At 46.5% G+C, this 17,010-nt stretch carries 12 protein-coding genes, 1 other RNA gene and 1 other annotated feature; of the genes, 12 read left to right on the forward strand and 1 reads right to left on the reverse strand.

What is annotated here, in order from left to right; genetic code table 11:
* The first annotated feature begins 55 nt into the window (after nucleotides 1-55).
* The 9 genes from recJ (at nucleotide 56) to HT574_RS12225 (ending at nucleotide 10,669) form a co-directional block, all read left to right on the forward strand.
* The gene (gene recJ / locus HT574_RS12185) at nucleotides 56-2,413 is read left to right on the forward strand and encodes a single-stranded-DNA-specific exonuclease RecJ (RefSeq protein ID WP_175244808.1); all 2,358 of its coding nucleotides are present in this window, start codon (nucleotides 56-58) and stop codon (nucleotides 2,411-2,413) included.
* On the forward strand, nucleotides 2,413-2,925 hold the full coding sequence (locus tag HT574_RS12190) for an adenine phosphoribosyltransferase (RefSeq protein WP_017435555.1): 513 nt from the start codon (nucleotides 2,413-2,415) through the stop codon (nucleotides 2,923-2,925). Before recJ ends, HT574_RS12190 begins: the two co-directional genes overlap by 1 nt.
* A gap of 189 nt (nucleotides 2,926-3,114) precedes the next feature.
* Nucleotides 3,115-5,313, forward strand: a complete 2,199-nt coding sequence (locus HT574_RS12195) for a RelA/SpoT family protein (RefSeq protein ID WP_175244809.1) — start codon at nucleotides 3,115-3,117, stop codon at nucleotides 5,311-5,313.
* Between the two features lie 14 nt (nucleotides 5,314-5,327).
* Complete coding sequence (gene dtd / locus HT574_RS12200; protein WP_175244810.1) at nucleotides 5,328-5,786, forward strand: D-aminoacyl-tRNA deacylase; 459 nt, start codon at nucleotides 5,328-5,330, stop codon at nucleotides 5,784-5,786.
* A gap of 92 nt (nucleotides 5,787-5,878) precedes the next feature.
* On the forward strand, nucleotides 5,879-6,055 hold the full coding sequence (locus HT574_RS12205; RefSeq protein WP_017435558.1) for a hypothetical protein: 177 nt from the start codon (nucleotides 5,879-5,881) through the stop codon (nucleotides 6,053-6,055).
* A 68-nt stretch (nucleotides 6,056-6,123) separates the two neighbouring features.
* Nucleotides 6,124-6,355, forward strand: a binding site (T-box leader).
* 47 nt (nucleotides 6,356-6,402) lie between these two features.
* A complete protein-coding gene (hisS, locus tag HT574_RS12210) occupies nucleotides 6,403-7,674 on the forward strand; it encodes a histidine--tRNA ligase (RefSeq protein ID WP_017435559.1) in 1,272 nt (423 codons plus the stop codon).
* Nucleotides 7,675-7,686: 12 nt separating this feature from the next.
* Nucleotides 7,687-9,462: an aspartate--tRNA ligase gene (gene aspS / locus HT574_RS12215; RefSeq protein WP_175244811.1), complete on the forward strand. Its 1,776-nt coding sequence runs from the start codon at nucleotides 7,687-7,689 to the stop codon at nucleotides 9,460-9,462.
* A gap of 91 nt (nucleotides 9,463-9,553) precedes the next feature.
* Nucleotides 9,554-9,738, forward strand: a non-coding RNA gene (gene ssrS / locus HT574_RS12220) — 6S RNA.
* A gap of 166 nt (nucleotides 9,739-9,904) precedes the next feature.
* Entirely contained in the window at nucleotides 9,905-10,669 is a 765-nt protein-coding gene (locus tag HT574_RS12225) for a tRNA threonylcarbamoyladenosine dehydratase (RefSeq protein ID WP_175244812.1), read from the forward strand.
* A gap of 84 nt (nucleotides 10,670-10,753) precedes the next feature.
* Here HT574_RS12225 and HT574_RS12230 read toward each other — a convergent pair whose 3' ends face one another.
* Nucleotides 10,754-11,404 (reverse strand): RsfA family transcriptional regulator, encoded by a 651-nt coding sequence (locus HT574_RS12230; RefSeq protein WP_175244813.1) that lies wholly within the window; start codon nucleotides 11,402-11,404, stop codon nucleotides 10,754-10,756.
* A 194-nt stretch (nucleotides 11,405-11,598) separates the two neighbouring features.
* Here HT574_RS12230 and HT574_RS12235 point away from each other — a divergent pair, with 194 nt between their 5' ends.
* From HT574_RS12235 to HT574_RS12245, 3 genes are all read left to right on the forward strand, one after another.
* On the forward strand, nucleotides 11,599-14,649 hold the full coding sequence (locus tag HT574_RS12235) for an efflux RND transporter permease subunit (protein WP_175244814.1): 3,051 nt from the start codon (nucleotides 11,599-11,601) through the stop codon (nucleotides 14,647-14,649).
* Between the two features lie 111 nt (nucleotides 14,650-14,760).
* Nucleotides 14,761-15,654 carry a TetR/AcrR family transcriptional regulator gene (locus tag HT574_RS12240; RefSeq protein ID WP_175244815.1) on the forward strand — a complete coding sequence of 298 codons (894 nt, stop codon included), beginning with the start codon at nucleotides 14,761-14,763 and terminating at the stop codon, nucleotides 15,652-15,654.
* Nucleotides 15,655-15,692: 38 nt separating this feature from the next.
* Nucleotides 15,693-17,003, forward strand: coding sequence for a replication-associated recombination protein A (locus HT574_RS12245; protein WP_175244816.1), 1,311 nt, complete (start codon nucleotides 15,693-15,695; stop codon nucleotides 17,001-17,003).
* The last annotated feature ends 7 nt before the right edge of the window (nucleotides 17,004-17,010 follow it).

Here is a 17,010-nt window from a genome sequence, read left to right on the forward strand (position 1 = left end):
TCATTGCCCACCCTTTTTTTCTTTTTGTATAATAGGAAGAGTTGAGGTGGGATACATGTTAACAGCAAAAACGCGTTGGGATGTGAAGCATCCTGACGAACATATCGCTAAACATTTAGCAGAACAGTTGCACATCGACCCGCTGATTGCCAAGCTTCTTGTGCATCGCGGCGTTTGTACGGCAAAAGAGGCAGCCGCTTTTTTGCATCCGCTCAAGCAGCCGTTTCATGATCCATTTTTGCTCGATGGAATGGAACGGGCGATTGCGAGGATAAATCGGGCGATACGGCAAGGCGAGTCTATTTTAGTATACGGTGACTATGATGCCGATGGTGTATGCAGCACGACTGTCATGGTTAGCGCTTTAAAAGAAGCCGGTGCTGTTGTTGATTTTTACATTCCCAATCGCTTTACCGAAGGATACGGCCCGAATGAAGCCGCTTTTCGCCGCGCGAAGGAGCAAGGAGTTTCTCTTATTGTTACGGTGGATAATGGCATCACGGCGGTGAAGGAAGTGGCCCTTGCCAATGAGCTTGGCATGGACATTATTGTAACCGACCATCATGAGCCGGGACCGGTGTTGCCGGAAGCGTATGAAATTATTCATCCAAAAAAACCTGGAAGTACATATCCGTTTCGTGAACTAGCCGGCGTCGGGGTAGCGTTTAAAGTTGCCCATGCATTGCTTGGGGATGTTCCGCGCCATTTATTGGATGTCGTCGCCATTGGGACGATCGCTGATTTGGTGCCTTTGACGGGGGAAAACCGCTTGCTGGCTGCGCAAGGACTTGAAGAACTGCGCCGCACGAAGCGCATCGGCTTGCGCGCCTTATGGCAGCAGTGCAAGATAGAAGCGAAGGAAATCAACGAACAGACGGTTGGCTTTGTGATCGCGCCGCGAATGAATGCGGTTGGACGTTTAGGCGGAGCGGACCCGGCTGTAAGGCTGCTCATGACCGAGGGTGAAGCGGAAGCGAAAAGGCTGGCGAAAGAAATGGATGACCTTAATCGCGAACGCCAGCAGTTAGTAGCTGAAATAGCGGAAGAAGCGGCGCAAATCGTTCGTGAACAGTTTCCGCCAGCCAGGCATAAAGTGATTGTCGTGGCGAAAGAAGGATGGAATCCGGGGGTCATCGGCATCGTTGCTTCCCGGCTAGTCGAACAATTTTATCGTCCAACGATCGTTTTAAGCATTGATGCTGAAAAAGGAATTGCCAAAGGCTCAGCGCGAAGCATTCATGGTTTTGATCTCTTTGCCAGCTTATCGACATGCCGTGATATCTTGCCGCATTTTGGCGGCCACCCAATGGCAGCTGGAATGACGTTATCGATCGACCATATTGACGAATTGCGGCAGCGCCTGAACGCTCTTGCCGATGAAACGTTGTCAGACGATGATTTCACTCCGATTACGGTCGTCGATGCGGTTTGTTCCGTCTCCGATTTAACGCTGTCGGCAGCCGAACAGCTGGAACAATTCGCCCCGTTTGGCGTTGGCAATGCGAAGCCGCTTTTTTTAATTGAAAATGTTTCCGTCGAAATGATGCGCCGCATCGGCGCCGATCAATCTCATTTAAAGGCGGTTTTTGCCGAAAATGGCGCCACTGTTGATGGCATTGGGTTTGGATTTGGTCATCTATATGATGAAATCGCTCCAGATGCAAAAGTGTCTGTTGTCGGCGAATTAGCCGTAAATGAGTGGAATGGATTGCGCAAGCCGCAGCTGGTGATTTATGACGTCGCTGTAAGTGAATGCCAATTATTTGACGTTCGCGGCCAAAGGGATATCCGTTCCCTCATTGCATCGCTTCCGAAAGAAAAACGGCTGCTCATCATGTTTCGCAAAGAAACGGAACAGCTTGCAGATATGGCATTATTTAAGGATGAATTGCATTATATTCATTCCGGCGAAGAAGCGGCAGCTCTTTGCTTGGACGGCCGCTATGTAGTGCTATTGGATCTGCCTCCGTCATTACAAATATTAAAAATGTTGTTGCGTTCTAGTTTACCTGCGCGCATTTATGCGGTATTCTATCAAAGGGAGATTCACTTTTTCCGCACGCTGCCGACGCGTGACCATTTTAAATGGTTTTATGCATTTTTACGAAAGCAAGGCGTGTTTCATATCGCCAAACATGGCGGTCAATTGGCGCGTGCACGTGGATGGACGGAAGAAACCGTCCACTTTATGGCAAAAGTATTTTTAGAGCTCGAATTTATTACCGAACGCAACGGAGTGATATCGCTTATTCCGCAGCCAGCAAAGCGTGACTTAAACGAATCGCCGACGTATCGTCTAAAACAAGCTCAGCTGGAGCTGGAAAACCTTCTTTTGTATTCAACTTACGAACAATTAAAGCGTTGTCTTTTCGAAATGAAAGGGTCGCAAACATACGAGGAGGCAAATGTGTAATGGACTTAAAAAAATATATTACAATTGTTCCTGACTTCCCAAAACCGGGGATTATGTTTAAAGATATTACGACGTTAATGGATAAAGGCGAAGCGTATAAATATGCGACAGACCAAATTGTAGAGTATGCACGCAAAAAGAAAATCGATATCGTTGTCGGTCCGGAAGCGCGCGGGTTTATTATTGGCTGTCCGGTTGCGTACGCGCTTGGAGTTGGATTTGCCCCAGTTCGCAAGGAAGGCAAATTGCCGCGCGAGGTAGTCCGTGTCGAATACGGTCTAGAATATGGAAAAGACGTGCTGACCATGCATAAAGACGCGATTAAGCCGGGGCAGCGCGTGTTAATTACCGATGACCTGTTGGCGACAGGCGGGACGATTCGCGCTACGATTCAGCTTGTCGAACAGCTTGGCGGCATCGTAGCCGGCATTGCCTTTTTAATCGAGCTTACCGAATTAGGCGGGCGCAAAAAGCTAGAGGGCTATGATATTTTAACGCTCATGCAATTCTAACCATCGACATCATCGGCTTTTTTCGCTATAATGGATAAAAAGGGCACTCTCATGAGTGCTCTTTCTTATTAGCCGTTGTTGTCTAAATATGTCAACGGTCGACATTGCATAACTCTTTACATGAAAAATTTTTTTCATGATAATAGTATCAATACATGATTTTATTATACGTAAAGGTGATAGGATCCTATGGCCAATGAACAAGTATTGACAGCGGAGCAAGTTTTTGAACAAGCAGGCTGTTATTTGTCGGAAAAAGACGTCGAATTTATTAAAAAGGCGTATGAGTTTGCGAAACATGCCCATCGCGATCAATATCGCAAATCAGGGGAGCCGTATATCATTCACCCGATTCAGGTCGCGGGGATTTTAGTAGATTTAAAAATGGATCCTGCCACGATCGCTGCTGGATTTCTCCATGACGTCGTCGAGGATACAGAGGCGACAAAAGAAGATTTGGAACGGGAATTTGGCGCTGAAGTGGCGATGCTTGTCGACGGGGTGACGAAGCTGGGAAAAATTAAATATAAATCTCAGGAAGAACAGCAAGCGGAAAACCATCGCAAAATGTTTTTGGCAATGGCGCAAGATATCCGCGTCATTTTAATTAAATTAGCGGACCGTCTCCACAATATGCGGACGTTGAAACATTTGCCGGCGGAAAAACAGCGGCGTATCGCCAATGAAACATTGGAAATTTTCGCGCCGTTGGCCCATCGCCTTGGAATTTCCAAGATTAAATGGGAATTGGAAGATACCGCTCTCCGCTACTTAAATCCGCAGCAATATTATCGCATTGTGAACTTAATGAAGAAAAAACGGGCTGAACGAGAGCAATATTTGGAAGAAGTCATTCAGGAAGTGCGTGAACGGCTGAACGAGGTTCAGATTCCGTGTGAAATTTCCGGCCGGCCAAAGCATATTTACAGCATCTACCGCAAAATGGTCATGCAAAACAAACAGTTTAACGAAATTTACGATTTGCTTGCCGTCCGCATTATTGTCAACAGCATTAAAGACTGCTATGCCGTATTAGGTATTATCCATACTTGCTGGAAGCCGATGCCGGGGCGTTTCAAAGATTACATTGCGATGCCAAAGCCGAATATGTATCAATCGCTCCATACGACTGTAATCGGTCCAAAAGGAGAGCCGCTTGAAGTGCAAATTCGCACGTTTGAGATGCATCAAATCGCGGAGTTTGGAATTGCTGCTCACTGGGCGTATAAAGAAGGGAAGACCATTAAGCCGAATTCGTTCGAAGAAAAGCTTTCTTGGTTCCGGGAAATTTTAGAATGGCAAAACGATGCAAGCAACGCCGAAGAATTTATGGAATCGCTGAAGATGGATTTATTCTCCGATATGGTGTTTGTGTTTACGCCAAAAGGCGATGTCATCGAATTGCCGGCCGGCTCGGTGCCGATTGATTTCGCCTACCGTATCCATTCGGAAATTGGCAACAAAACGATCGGCGCCAAGGTCAACGGCAAAATGGTGCCGCTCGATTACAAGCTGCAGACAGGCGACATTGTCGAGATTCTGACTTCGAAGCACTCATACGGGCCAAGTCAAGATTGGCTGAAGCTGGCGCAAACGTCCCATGCGAAAAATAAAATCCGTCAGTTTTTCAAAAAGCAAAGACGGGAAGAAAATATTGAAAAAGGAAGAGAGCTTGTTGAAAAAGAAGTCCGCAGCCTCGGGTTTGATGTAAAAGAAATTTTAACGGCGGAAAACGTCAAGCGCGTTGCGGAGAAATTCAATTTTTCCAACGAAGAGGATATGTACGCCGCTGTCGGTTATCATGGGATTACCGCGGCGCAAATTGCTCACCGTTTAACAGACAAATGGCGAAAACAGCGCGATTTAGAAGAGCAGCAGAAAAAATTGACGGAGACGATATCGGAAACAAAAGTGCCGGCTGGAAAGAAACGCGATTGCGGCATCCGCGTTCAAGGGATGGACAATTTGCTGATCCGCCTGTCGCGCTGCTGCAACCCGGTTCCCGGCGACGAAATTATCGGTTTTATTACGAGGGGCCGGGGCATTTCCGTCCATCGCGTCGATTGTCCTAACGTGCAGACGGAAGAAGCGGCCGACCGCTTAATTTCGGTCGAATGGGAAAGCGATGCAAAAACAAGCCGCGAATATAACGTGGATATTGAAATTACCGGTTTTGATCGCCGCGGCTTGCTCAATGAAGTGCTGCAGGCGGTGAATGAAACAAAAACAGATATTTCGGCTGTTTCCGGTAGATCCGATCACCGCAATAAAATCGCCACGATTAATATGACGATTGCGATTCGCAATGTCAGCCATTTGCAAAAGGTGGTCGACCGCATTAAACAAATACCAGATATTTACTCGGTACAGCGAATCATGAATAACTAGAAAGGAAACGGTTTATGAAAGTAGTCGTACAGCGAGCGAAAAAAGCAAAAGTAACGGTGAATGGAGAAGTGGTCGGGGCGATTGGGCACGGACTTGTCCTGCTTGTCGGCGTCACCCATAGCGATACGCTTGAGGATGTCGCCTTTATCGCCGATAAAATCGCCCATTTGCGCATTTTTGAAGATGAAGCGGGAAAAATGAATCTTTCCATGCTGGATGTTGGCGGCGATATTTTATCTGTTTCGCAATTTACGTTATACGGCGATTGTCGAAAAGGCCGGCGGCCGAATTTTATGGAAGCCGCAAAACCGGATCATGCACTGCCGCTGTATGAAGCGTTGAACGAGGCGCTGCGGCAGAAAGGGATTCGCGTGGAAACTGGAAAATTTGGTGCAATGATGGAAGTGGAGCTCATTAATGACGGTCCAGTGACACTCATTGTTGAAAGTAAGGAAAAAACGGGGAACGAATGACGTTCACCCGTTTTTTTATTTTATTTTTTGCCGAAATAGGAAAGAATAAAACAAACGGATGCGACGAATTTCTATGAGGAAGGATGGGAAAAATGCGGCATAGCGCGAAAGGAGAATTTGCCCATCGCAAGGCAAGCGAATTATTTCATGTCGATTTTCACGAATTTATGAGAAAAGAGGCGGAATATACCGCCTTTGAATTAGCGTCTGAGTTTGGCTTGACGCTAAGAGACGTACAAAAGCTAAAAAAACAAATTTTTCGTTCCTAAAAACAATGATTTTCTCCTTGACAAAATTCGATTTCATTCGTAACATAAGTTATAAAAATTGTACATATGAACAACCAATGACGGAGAAAAGTAGTTAAGAATACACATGGCCAGAGAGGAAATGCCTGAGGCTGGAAGCATTTCTCCATGATGACTTAACGAAAGACACTCCGTAGGTTTCCCTTTGAACGTGCATGGCGCCAGTAAAAGGGAACGCGAGTCTCGCGTTATCGGTAACAAGTGGAAGCTTTTTTGCTTCAATTAGGGTGGCACCACGGGAACAGCGCTCTCGTCCCTATCATTTATAGGGAACAAGGGCGTTTTTATTTTGGTAAAGGAGGTTTGTTATGGCTTTTCAAATTCCAAGAGGAACGCAAGATATTTTGCCTGGTGAAGCCGAAAAATGGCAGTATATTGAAAAAATCGCCCGCGATATTTGCGAGCGTTACAATTACCATGAAATTCGCACGCCAATTTTTGAACATACGGAGCTGTTTTTGCGCGGCGTCGGCGACACGACCGATATTGTACAAAAAGAAATGTACACGTTTGAAGATAAAGGCGGAAGAAGCTTGACGCTTCGCCCGGAAGGCACGGCACCGGTCGTCCGTTCGTTTGTGGAACATAAAATGTACGGCAATCCGAATCAGCCGGTGAAGCTGTATTACATAGGGCCGATGTTCCGCTATGAACGCCCGCAAGCTGGAAGATTCCGCCAGTTTGTGCAATTTGGCGTCGAGGCGCTCGGCAGCAGCGATCCGGCGATGGACGCGGAAGTGATTGCGCTGGCGATGGAACTATATCAAACATTAGGATTAAAGCAACTAAAATTAGTGATTAACAGTCTGGGAGATGCGGAAAGCCGCAAAGCGCACCGCCAAGCATTGATCGACCATTTCCGGGGCCGGATTCATGAGCTTTGCGAAGACTGTCAAGTGCGTCTCGAAAAAAATCCGCTTCGCATCCTTGACTGCAAAAAAGACCGCGATCATGAGTTAATGGCGACAGCGCCGTCCATCCTTGATTATTTGAACGAGGAATCGCATCAGTATTTTGAAAAAGTAAAATCGTACTTGACAAAGCTGGGCATTCCGTTTGAAGTGGACGCGCGTCTTGTACGCGGGTTGGATTATTATAACCATACCACTTTTGAAATTATGAGCGATGCCGAGGGGTTCGGCGCAATCACGACATTATGCGGAGGAGGCCGTTACAACGGGCTCGTCCAGGAAATCGGCGGGCCAGAAACGCCTGGCATTGGCTTTGCACTTAGCATTGAGCGGCTTCTGGCCGCACTGGAGGCAGAAGGTATTACATTGCCGGTTCGTGAAGGCATTGATTGTTATGTCGTTGCTGTCGGCGAAAGAGCAAAAGAGGAATCCGTGCTGCTGGTAAATCAGCTGCGAAAAGCAGGGATAGTTGCTGATAAAGACTACCAGGACCGCAAAGTAAAAGCACAGTTGAAAGCAGCTGACCGGTTAAACGCGAAATTGGTGGCGATTCTTGGCGATGACGAGCTTGCCAAAAATGTCATCAATATAAAAGAAATGAGTACAGGCGAACAAACGGAAGTACCGTTGCCGTCATTGATCGATTTCTTAAAAGAACGATTATCATAGGGGGGCATCAGCATGTTTGGCAGGACCTATTATTGCGGGGAAATCACGGAGAAAGCGATTGGCGAGAAAGTCGTGCTCAAAGGCTGGGTGCAAAAACGCCGCGACCTTGGCGGACTGATTTTCATTGACCTTCGCGACCGCACAGGCATCGTGCAAGTCGTCTTCAGCCCAGAGGTGTCGCAGGAAGCGCTGCATGTTGCTGAAAAAGTGCGGAATGAATATGTGTTAAGCGTCGAGGGAACTGTTGTGGCCCGGGAAGAAGGAACGATCAATCCAAATCTTCCAACAGGAAAAATTGAAGTTCAAGCCGAACAGATCATCATCATTAATGAAGCGAAAACACCGCCGTTTATTATTTCTGACCAAACAGACGTTGCCGAAGAAGTGCGTTTGAAGTATCGCTATTTAGATTTGCGCCGCCCGGTGATGTTCCGTACGCTGCAGCTTCGCCACCGTGTGACGAAAGCGGTTCGCGACTTTTTAGACGGCGAAGGTTTTTTGGAAGTGGAAACGCCGATGTTAACGAAAAGCACGCCGGAAGGGGCAAGGGACTATTTAGTGCCAAGCCGCGTTCATCCAGGCGAATTTTATGCGCTGCCGCAGTCGCCGCAAATATTTAAGCAGCTGTTAATGGTTGCGGGATTTGAACGGTATTATCAAATTGCCCGCTGTTTTCGCGATGAAGATTTGCGCGCTGACCGGCAGCCGGAGTTTACACAGATCGATATCGAAACATCGTTTATGAGCCAAGAAGAGATTATGGACTTAACGGAACGTATGATGGCCCACGTTGTAAAAGTGACGAAAGGAATCGATGTTTCCCTTCCGTTTCCGCGCATGTCGTATGACGAGGCGATGAGCCGTTACGGTTCAGACAAGCCGGATACGCGTTTCGGTTTAGAGCTTGTCGATGTATCGGAAATAGTGAAGAACTCTTCATTTAAAGTATTTGCCGGCGCTGTTGCCAACGGCGGACAAGTAAAGGCGATCAATGTAAAAGGCGCGGCAGATCGGTATTCCCGCAAGGATATTGATGCGTTGGCCGAGTTTGTCGCCCGCTACGGCGCAAAAGGGCTGGCTTGGCTGAAAGTGGAAGCAGACGGGTTGAAAGGGCCGGTTGCAAAATTTTTCACCGAAGAAGAGCAAGCAGGACTCGTTCAAACGCTCGAGGCGGAAGAAGGAGATTTATTGCTGTTTGTCGCCGATAAAAAAGCGGTGGTTGCCGATGCGCTTGGCGCCCTGCGGCTGAAGCTTGGCAAAGATTTAAATTTAATTGATGACACAAAGCTTCATTTCCTTTGGATTACGGACTGGCCGCTGTTAGAGTATGACGAGGAAGAAGGGCGTTACTATGCGGCACATCATCCATTTACGATGCCGGTACGGGAAGACTTGCCAGCGCTTGAAACAAATCCAGAAAAGGTAAGAGCACAGGCATATGATCTTGTTCTTAACGGCTATGAGCTTGGCGGCGGATCGATGCGGATTTTTGAGCGCGACGTACAAGAAAAGATGTTCCGCGCATTGGGATTTACCGAAGAAGAAGCACGCGCGCAGTTTGGCTTCCTGCTGGAAGCGTTTGAATACGGCACCCCGCCGCATGGCGGCATCGCGCTTGGCTTAGACCGGCTTGTCATGCTGCTTGCGGGACGGTCCAACTTGCGTGATACAATCGCGTTTCCAAAAACGGCGAGCGCCAGCTGCCTGCTCACCGAAGCACCGAGTCCAGTCAGCAAGCAGCAGCTAGAAGAATTGCATTTAGCGGTTCAATGGAAAAAAGAAGAGTAAGCAGGTTCCTATCGTCCTTTATTCCTTAAAAGTATGTGGACGGGGAGGTTCACAAGCGACCAAATCTGTGATACAATAAAAACAAATAGAAATAGTCCTGATGTGTTCGTCGTATAACCTATTGTTTTGACCGAACAATAAGTTATACGGGAGCCCGGGGTTTCCAAGCGGCGTACATGCCTCCCCGTACGAGAAAGTGCAAACCTTGGGACAGGGCACCCACCTGCTTGGGAGCGGGTTCAAAACGAAGGCATCGACGGCACGATTGGGACTGAGAGCTGAAATTTTGCTACATATGCCAGGCTACTTCCCTATGTAAAGGCTGCCCTTTACATAGGGTTTTGTTTTTGCCGGCATAAAAATGTGATTGAAAATAAAGCGCCGATTATTGTAGGATAAAAAACGGCATGGAAATTACAATAGAGCAACGGAGAGGATATTGATGCTACATCAATTTTCACGCAACGAATTGGCAATCGGCAAAGAAGGGCTGGAAAAATTAAAACAAGCAACAGTGGCTGTTCTCGGCGTCGGTGGGGTCGGCTCTTTTGCGGCGGAAGCGCTGGCTCGTTCCGGCATCGGACGGCTCGTTCTTGTCGATCGGGACAATGTCGATATTACGAATATCAACCGGCAGATTCATGCGCTTCTTTCGACGATCGGCCGTCCGAAAGTCGAATTGATGAAAGAACGCATCGCCGATATTAATCCGGAATGCGAAGTGATTGCGCTGCAAATGTTTTATACAGAAGAAACATATGAGCAATTTTTCAGCTATGATCTTGATTTTGTCATTGACGCTTCTGATACGATTATTTATAAAGTGCATTTAATGAAGGAATGTTTAAAGCGCAATATTCCGATTATTTCTAGCATGGGCGCCGCCAACAAAATGGATCCGACGCGTTTCCGCATCGCCGATATCTCGAAAACGCACACGGATCCGATCGCGAAAGTCATCCGTGCCAAATTGCGCAAAGAAGGCATTCGTCGCGGGATTCCTGTCGTATTTTCTGATGAAAAGCCGATTATTATTCGCGAAGATGTCCGCAAAGTCGTAGGCAATGACCAGTCGCCGATCCGCAAAGCGCAAATGCCGCCGTCTTCCAACGCGTTTGTGCCGTCGGTGGCCGGATTGATCATGGCGTCATACGTCGTGCGGGAACTTTTAAAAGACATCAAAATTTATCGTGTTGGAGAAGAATGAACCTCTCCATCTACCCTCTGTTAAGAGGTGGGAGACTTCTCAAAATATGCGAAAAACGTCGCAGACTATGGGCTGCGACGTTTTTTAAGAACGGGCAATATGTTCCAAATTTCCGTTTTTATCCATGCGGAAAATATGGGCTGGCGGCACTCCGTACTCTTCTTCCAACACGAGTTTACGGGCACGCTCCATAATTTTTACTAATGCCTCATAATCTTCTTGAATAGTGGATTGCTGTGCTTCGAGGCGCTCCAATTTTTGTTGTAATTCTTCCCGCTGTTTTTGCAGCTGTACCTGTTCTTGTTTTAATCGTTCATTTTCTTTTTTCATTGCTTCGACCTGTTCGTAGTCATGTTTTAACGTTTGCAAAAAAGCGATGCATTGCTCAAGGGTGAGCGTCGAAGCAGGGAGAAGTGGCGACGATCCTTGATAAGAAATGTTTTCTGATGATGGGAGCAACGTTGCTGCGTTGTTTTCTTTTTGGAGTTTTTTGGCCATTTCTAGCGCGCGCTTCCGCTCTTTGCGCTGTTTTTTCGCCAGTTCAATCGCTTCAACATATCGTTTCCGAACTTCGGCGTTCCAGCGGAACCCGCATGCGGCCGCTGTCCGGTTCAAGCGGTTGCCGACTTCTTCAAATGCGGCAAGCTGCGTTCCCCCCTCGCGAATATATCGTAGCACCGTTTCCGCCAACACGACATCTTCCTCGTGAGACCAGGCGTCTTGTCTTGTTTTCATGTTGTCACACCCCGCAAATAAATTTAGATAGATGATAGTTTTTCCTCTTGTTGGCAAATTTAAACTTTATATTTTTTATTTCATTGAAAGTTTGCCAATAATCCTTTATAATGGGCCTATATTTATTACGACCAGTCGGTTGTAAAAAACTATGAACAATTGGTTAGAAATGACGAAGGGAAAGAGGTGGAAGGATGAATTTTTTAACAAGATTTAGCCTAAAAAATGCAGTCGCCGTATTCATTATTTCTTTTTTGCTGATTATTTTAGGAGCATACTCGTTTTCATCCCTGAAAGTCGATTTGCTTCCAAACATTGAGTTTCCGCAATTATCGATTGAAATCGTTTATCCGGGGGCGTCGCCGCAAGATATAAACGATCAAGTAACGGCGAAGTTGGAGGAAAAATTCAAATCGCTTGAAGGGCTAAAGAACATGCAAAGTTCTTCGTATGAAAGCATGGCCGTTATTAATCTCGAGTTTCCGTTTCATACCGATATGGAGGAAGTGGAACGGCAAGTTGACACATTAATAAAAGACACGGATCTTCCGGAAAATGTGGAGACGAAAGTCAACCGGTTTTCATTTGGAACGATTCCTATTTTTAATATTTCTTTATTTGCCAAGAAAGATGTGGATTTGCAAAACATATTAGAAACAGAAGTTATTCCTGAGTTAAATAAAATTGATGGAATTAACTCCATCTCTGTCGGCGGGGAGAAGGAGGAAATTATAAAAATTACTGTCGATAAGCAAAAAGCACTGCAGGCAGGATTGACGCTGACACAGATTAAAGATCAAATCAACGAAAAATACATGTCTTTCCCAGCCGGCAATGTTCATACCGATACGCTGCAAATTCCGGTTCGTGTGCAGGAAAAGCTAGAAACGGTGAAAGAGCTGGAAAATATGGCGCTGACATCGCCGGTGCTGCAATCCATGCCTGCTGCGGCGCAAGCAAAGCCAGCGATTAAGTTAAAAGACATCGCCAGCATCGAAACGGTTGCCGATCAGGCCGAGTTTACGCGCTATAACTTGAAAGAAGCGCTATCGATGGCAGTAACGAAAAAGCAAGACGCGAACACGGTAGAAGTGGCGGACAAAGTGACCAAAGTATTGGATTCGTATAAGGACAAATTCGATTACACCATCGGTTTTGATTCGGCGGAAGGAATTAAAAAATCGGTCGAATCGCTCGTCCGGGAAGGATTGCTCGGGGCGCTGTTCGCTTCGGTTGCGGTGCTTCTCTTTTTGCGCAATGTGCGCGCGACGGTCATCGCGATCGTGTCCATTCCGCTTTCGCTATTGGTCGCTTCCATTTTTCTCAATCGAATGGATATTTCTTTAAATGTGATGACGCTTGGAGGGATGGCCGTAGCAGTAGGGCGCGTCGTCGATGACAGCATTGTCGTCATTGAAAATATTTTTCGCCGTGTGCGCAAGGCGAAAACGGGAATAACGGATGAACTCATTCAAGATTCGACGAGAGAGATACTAAAAGCCATTACCTCTTCGACGATTACGACAGTGGTCGTCTTTTTGCCGCTCGGCTTTGTCGGCGGAATTACCGGCGAATTTTTCCTGCCGTTTGCTTTAACCATTGTGTTCGCGCTGTTGGTTTCTTTGGTTGTTGCCGTTACGGTTGTGCCGATTTTGGCGAAATTCTCCTTCAAAAAAGTTCCGCCGGAAGAAAAAGAGGGAGCGCTGCAGCGTGTTTACGGACGCGTCATTGCCTGGGCGCTTCGCCATAAAGCGCTTGTTTTGCTGCTATCGGTGGTATTGCTTGTCGGTTCATTTGCACTCACTCCGGCGCTAGGGTTTACTTTTTTGCCAAATGAAGAGCAAAAAACGTTGGTCGCCAGCATTGAACTTCCGTCTTCAACGTCGCTGGAAAAAACAAATGATGTATCATTAGCATTAGAAAATATGTTTGTCAAGCAGAAAGAAATTAAAAACGTCACCGCAGCCGTTGGCAGCCGTGATTATCGCAGCGGACTAAAACGTCAAAACCAGGCAAACTATTTTATTAATTTAAAAGAAGATGTTGCTGTTGCGCCATTAATCAAAAAGCTAGAGAAAAAGATGGAACAAATCGTCAATGAAAAAGCACCCGGGACAAAGTTCGGCGTGCGCGAGATGGAGAGCGGCGGTCCGCCGACCAATAACAATGTCGATATTGATTTGTATTCCAACAATTTATCTTCCTTGCAAAAAGCAGCAAAACAAGTAGAAACCTATTTAAATAAACGCCATGATTTGAAAGATGTAACGAACAACTTCGCCGATAAGCAAAAACAAATCGTCGTCGATATCGACCCGGAAAAAGCGGCCGCTTATGGCGTTTCTGGATTTCAAATTTTAGGAACGATTGCCGACGCCACGAAGCCGGTAGAGGTCGGAGCATTAACGCTAAACGGAAAAGAGCGGACCGTTCAATTATCGTACAATCAACATCTTCAATCGGTAGATGAACTGAAAAATACGATGATTTTTACAAAGAGAGGACTTGTTCCTGTCTCTGAGCTGGCGTCTGTCAACGAGGTAGATACGTATACATCAATTCAAAAACTGAATGGAAAAGTGTTTGCCCGTGTATCCGCGCAAATCGTTGGCGATAACATCCAAAAAGTCACCAATGATGTCATTCGCCATGTGAAAAATGATCTGAACCTTCCAGATGATGTGTCATTAGAGGGAGGGGGCGGCAGCGATGAGACGATGCAAACGTTCCAGGAGCTTGGCATTGCGATGCTCATTGCCATTGGCCTCGTCTATATTACGATGCTTGTCACATTCGGAAAAGCGCGCATCCCGTTTGTCATTCTGTCTTCGCTTATTTTCGTGCCAATCGGCTCGCTTCTTGGCTTATATATCACAAAAGAGCCGCTGTCCATCAGTGTCATGATCGGGTTATTAATGCTAATTGGAATTGTCACGACCAACGCCATCGTTCTTGTCGACCGCATTGGACAAAATCGTGAACAAAAAGGAATGACGATTCGCGCAGCGATTATGGAAGCAGGCAAAACACGGCTGCGGCCGATTTTAATGACTGCATTTGCAACGGTGACAGCGCTGATTCCATTGGCGCTGACGAGCGAGTCCGGAACATTGATTTCCAAAGGATTGGCGATTACCGTGATCGGTGGTCTTACTTCTTCCACTTTGTTAACGCTTATTCTTATTCCTGTGATGTATGAGTTATTCTTTATTCGCCAAGCGAAGGCAGAACGGATGAAACAGTAAATGGAAGGATGGCCCATGTTGCAGCGGGCCATCCATCGTTTTTGTTTCGTTTTTTTTCCAAAAAAGAATCTATTATAATAATCATAAACAAGAATAAGGAAGGAGAAAACATTGAACCGGAAAGAAGAAATTATTCAGGCGGCAATGAAGCTGTTTGCGCAGAAAGGCTATTATGCTACATCGATGCAAGAAATTGCCGAGCAGAGCGGGATAGCGAAAGGTTCAATTTATAATTACTTTAAATCGAAGGAAGAAATTGCGGTGTCGATTTTGCGTTATTACTATGACGTTCTCTTTCGCAAAATGAAAGATATTGCCGATGATGTCGCATTGTCAGCACGGGAAAAATTTGAAAAACAGCTGTCTGTGCAAATCGAGGAATTTTACCGCCATAAAGAGCTAGTCCAAATGCATATGGGCGAACAAACGGTAAAAGTCAATGATGAAGTTCATCGGCTCGTGTTTCGCATTCGTGCGAAAATGCTCAACTGGTATCGCCGGGCCATCGAAGAAATATACGGAGAAAAAGTGCGCCGTTTTTCGCTGGATTGTGCGACGATGCTCAACGGAATGCTCAAAGAATATTTGTTTTATATGGCGATTGACCGAAAACAGTTGCCTTTAGCCAAGATGGCGCCGTTTTTGCTTCGGCGGCTCGATGCGCTGGTGGCTAGCATGAACGGACGAGAAGAACCGTTATTAACGATAGAAACGATGCACGATTATCTTTTCGCGGAGCAAACCGATCAACAGGAGAGGCAGAAACAAATTCTCGCCTATCTTGACCATATGATCGCTGCTATGCCGATTAATGGAGAAATGGAAGAGGATGTACGCTACTCGTTAGAAACATTAAAACTGGAGATGAAAAAAGGAGAAGAAGCACGGCCGTTTATGGTGGATGCGCTGCTGCTTTATTTAGAGAAATGGGATTTGCCTTTATACAATGAATTAAAGGCGGCAATAGAGCGCTATTTCGATAGGCAGAAGTTCTCTGCCGGCTAAAGAACAACGATACTTTTCATAAGCGGAGGGATCGTTTTATGCTTTTTACGGCAGAACCGCTTGCTGTCCGCATGAGACCGCGGAATATTGACGAGATCGTCGGGCAAAAACATATTATTGGGCCGCATACCGCTTTGTACAAAATGATTCAAAAAGGGTATGTGCCTTCGTTATTGCTGTACGGAGAGCCGGGGACGGGAAAAACATCGCTTGCCTATGCGATTGCCGGGACGGCTGGGCGCGAGTTTTTTGCCATTAATGCGACGACGTCGGGAAAAAAGGATATCGAAGAAGTAGTGGAGACGGCGAAGCTTATCGGCAACGTCATTTTATTCATCGATGAAATCCACCGTTTTAATAAGGCGCAGCAAGACTATTTGCTTCCCCACGTGGAAAATGGCCTGATTACGTTGATCGGCGCTACGACGGAAAACCCGTTTCACGAAGTAAATCCGGCGATCCGCAGCCGCTGCGGACAAATTCAACAATTGAAGCGCCTTTTGCCTGATGATATCGTTGCCCTCTTACGGCGTGCGCTGCAAGATCCGGACAGAGGATTGGGAAACTTTCGCATTGTGATCGAAGAAGAACTGCTGTTTCGTATTGCTGAAGCGTCCGGAGGAGATGCGCGCGTTGCGTTAAATTTGTTAGAAGCGGCCGTCTATGCTTCGCGGGAAGTCAATGGGCAAATTTATGTCAAAGAAGAGACGATAGCAGAGTGTACAGCAAACCGGGGATTTACCCATGATAAAAACGGGGATGTGCATTATTCGCTTCTATCGGCGTTTCAAAAAAGCGTGCGCGGCAGTGATGTCGATGCGGCGCTTCATTATTTGGCACGCTTGCTTGAGGGCGGGGATTTAGCAGCCGTTTGCCGGAGATTGCTTGTCATCGCCTATGAAGATATCGGGCTTGCCAATCCGATGATGGGAGTGAAAGTGCAAGCAGCGGTCAACGCGGTAGAACGGTTAGGGCTCCCGGAGGCAAGAATTCCGCTTTCAGTCGTCACGATTGAGCTATGTTTAAGCGCGAAATCAAACTCTGCCTATAAAGCGCTCGATGCGGCAATTGCCGATGTGCGCGCCGGAAAGATCGGCGATATTCCCGATCATTTAAAAGATGCGCATTATTATGGAGCAAGCGTGCTTGGACACGGAAAAGGATATCGGTATCCCCACGATTATCCAAACGGCTGGGTAGCACAGCAATATTTGCCGAAGGAGTTGGCAGGTGTAAAATATTATATGCCAAAAGAACACGGGGAAGAAAAATATTATGCGAAAGTATATGAACGGCTGGAACAATTAAAACAGCAAAATTTCAAAAATGAAGGAAGCAAAATTTTATGATATAATG

The organism is Parageobacillus sp. VR-IP (assembly GCF_013357975.1).
Classification (GTDB): Bacteria; Bacillota; Bacilli; order Bacillales; family Anoxybacillaceae; genus Saccharococcus; species Saccharococcus caldoxylosilyticus.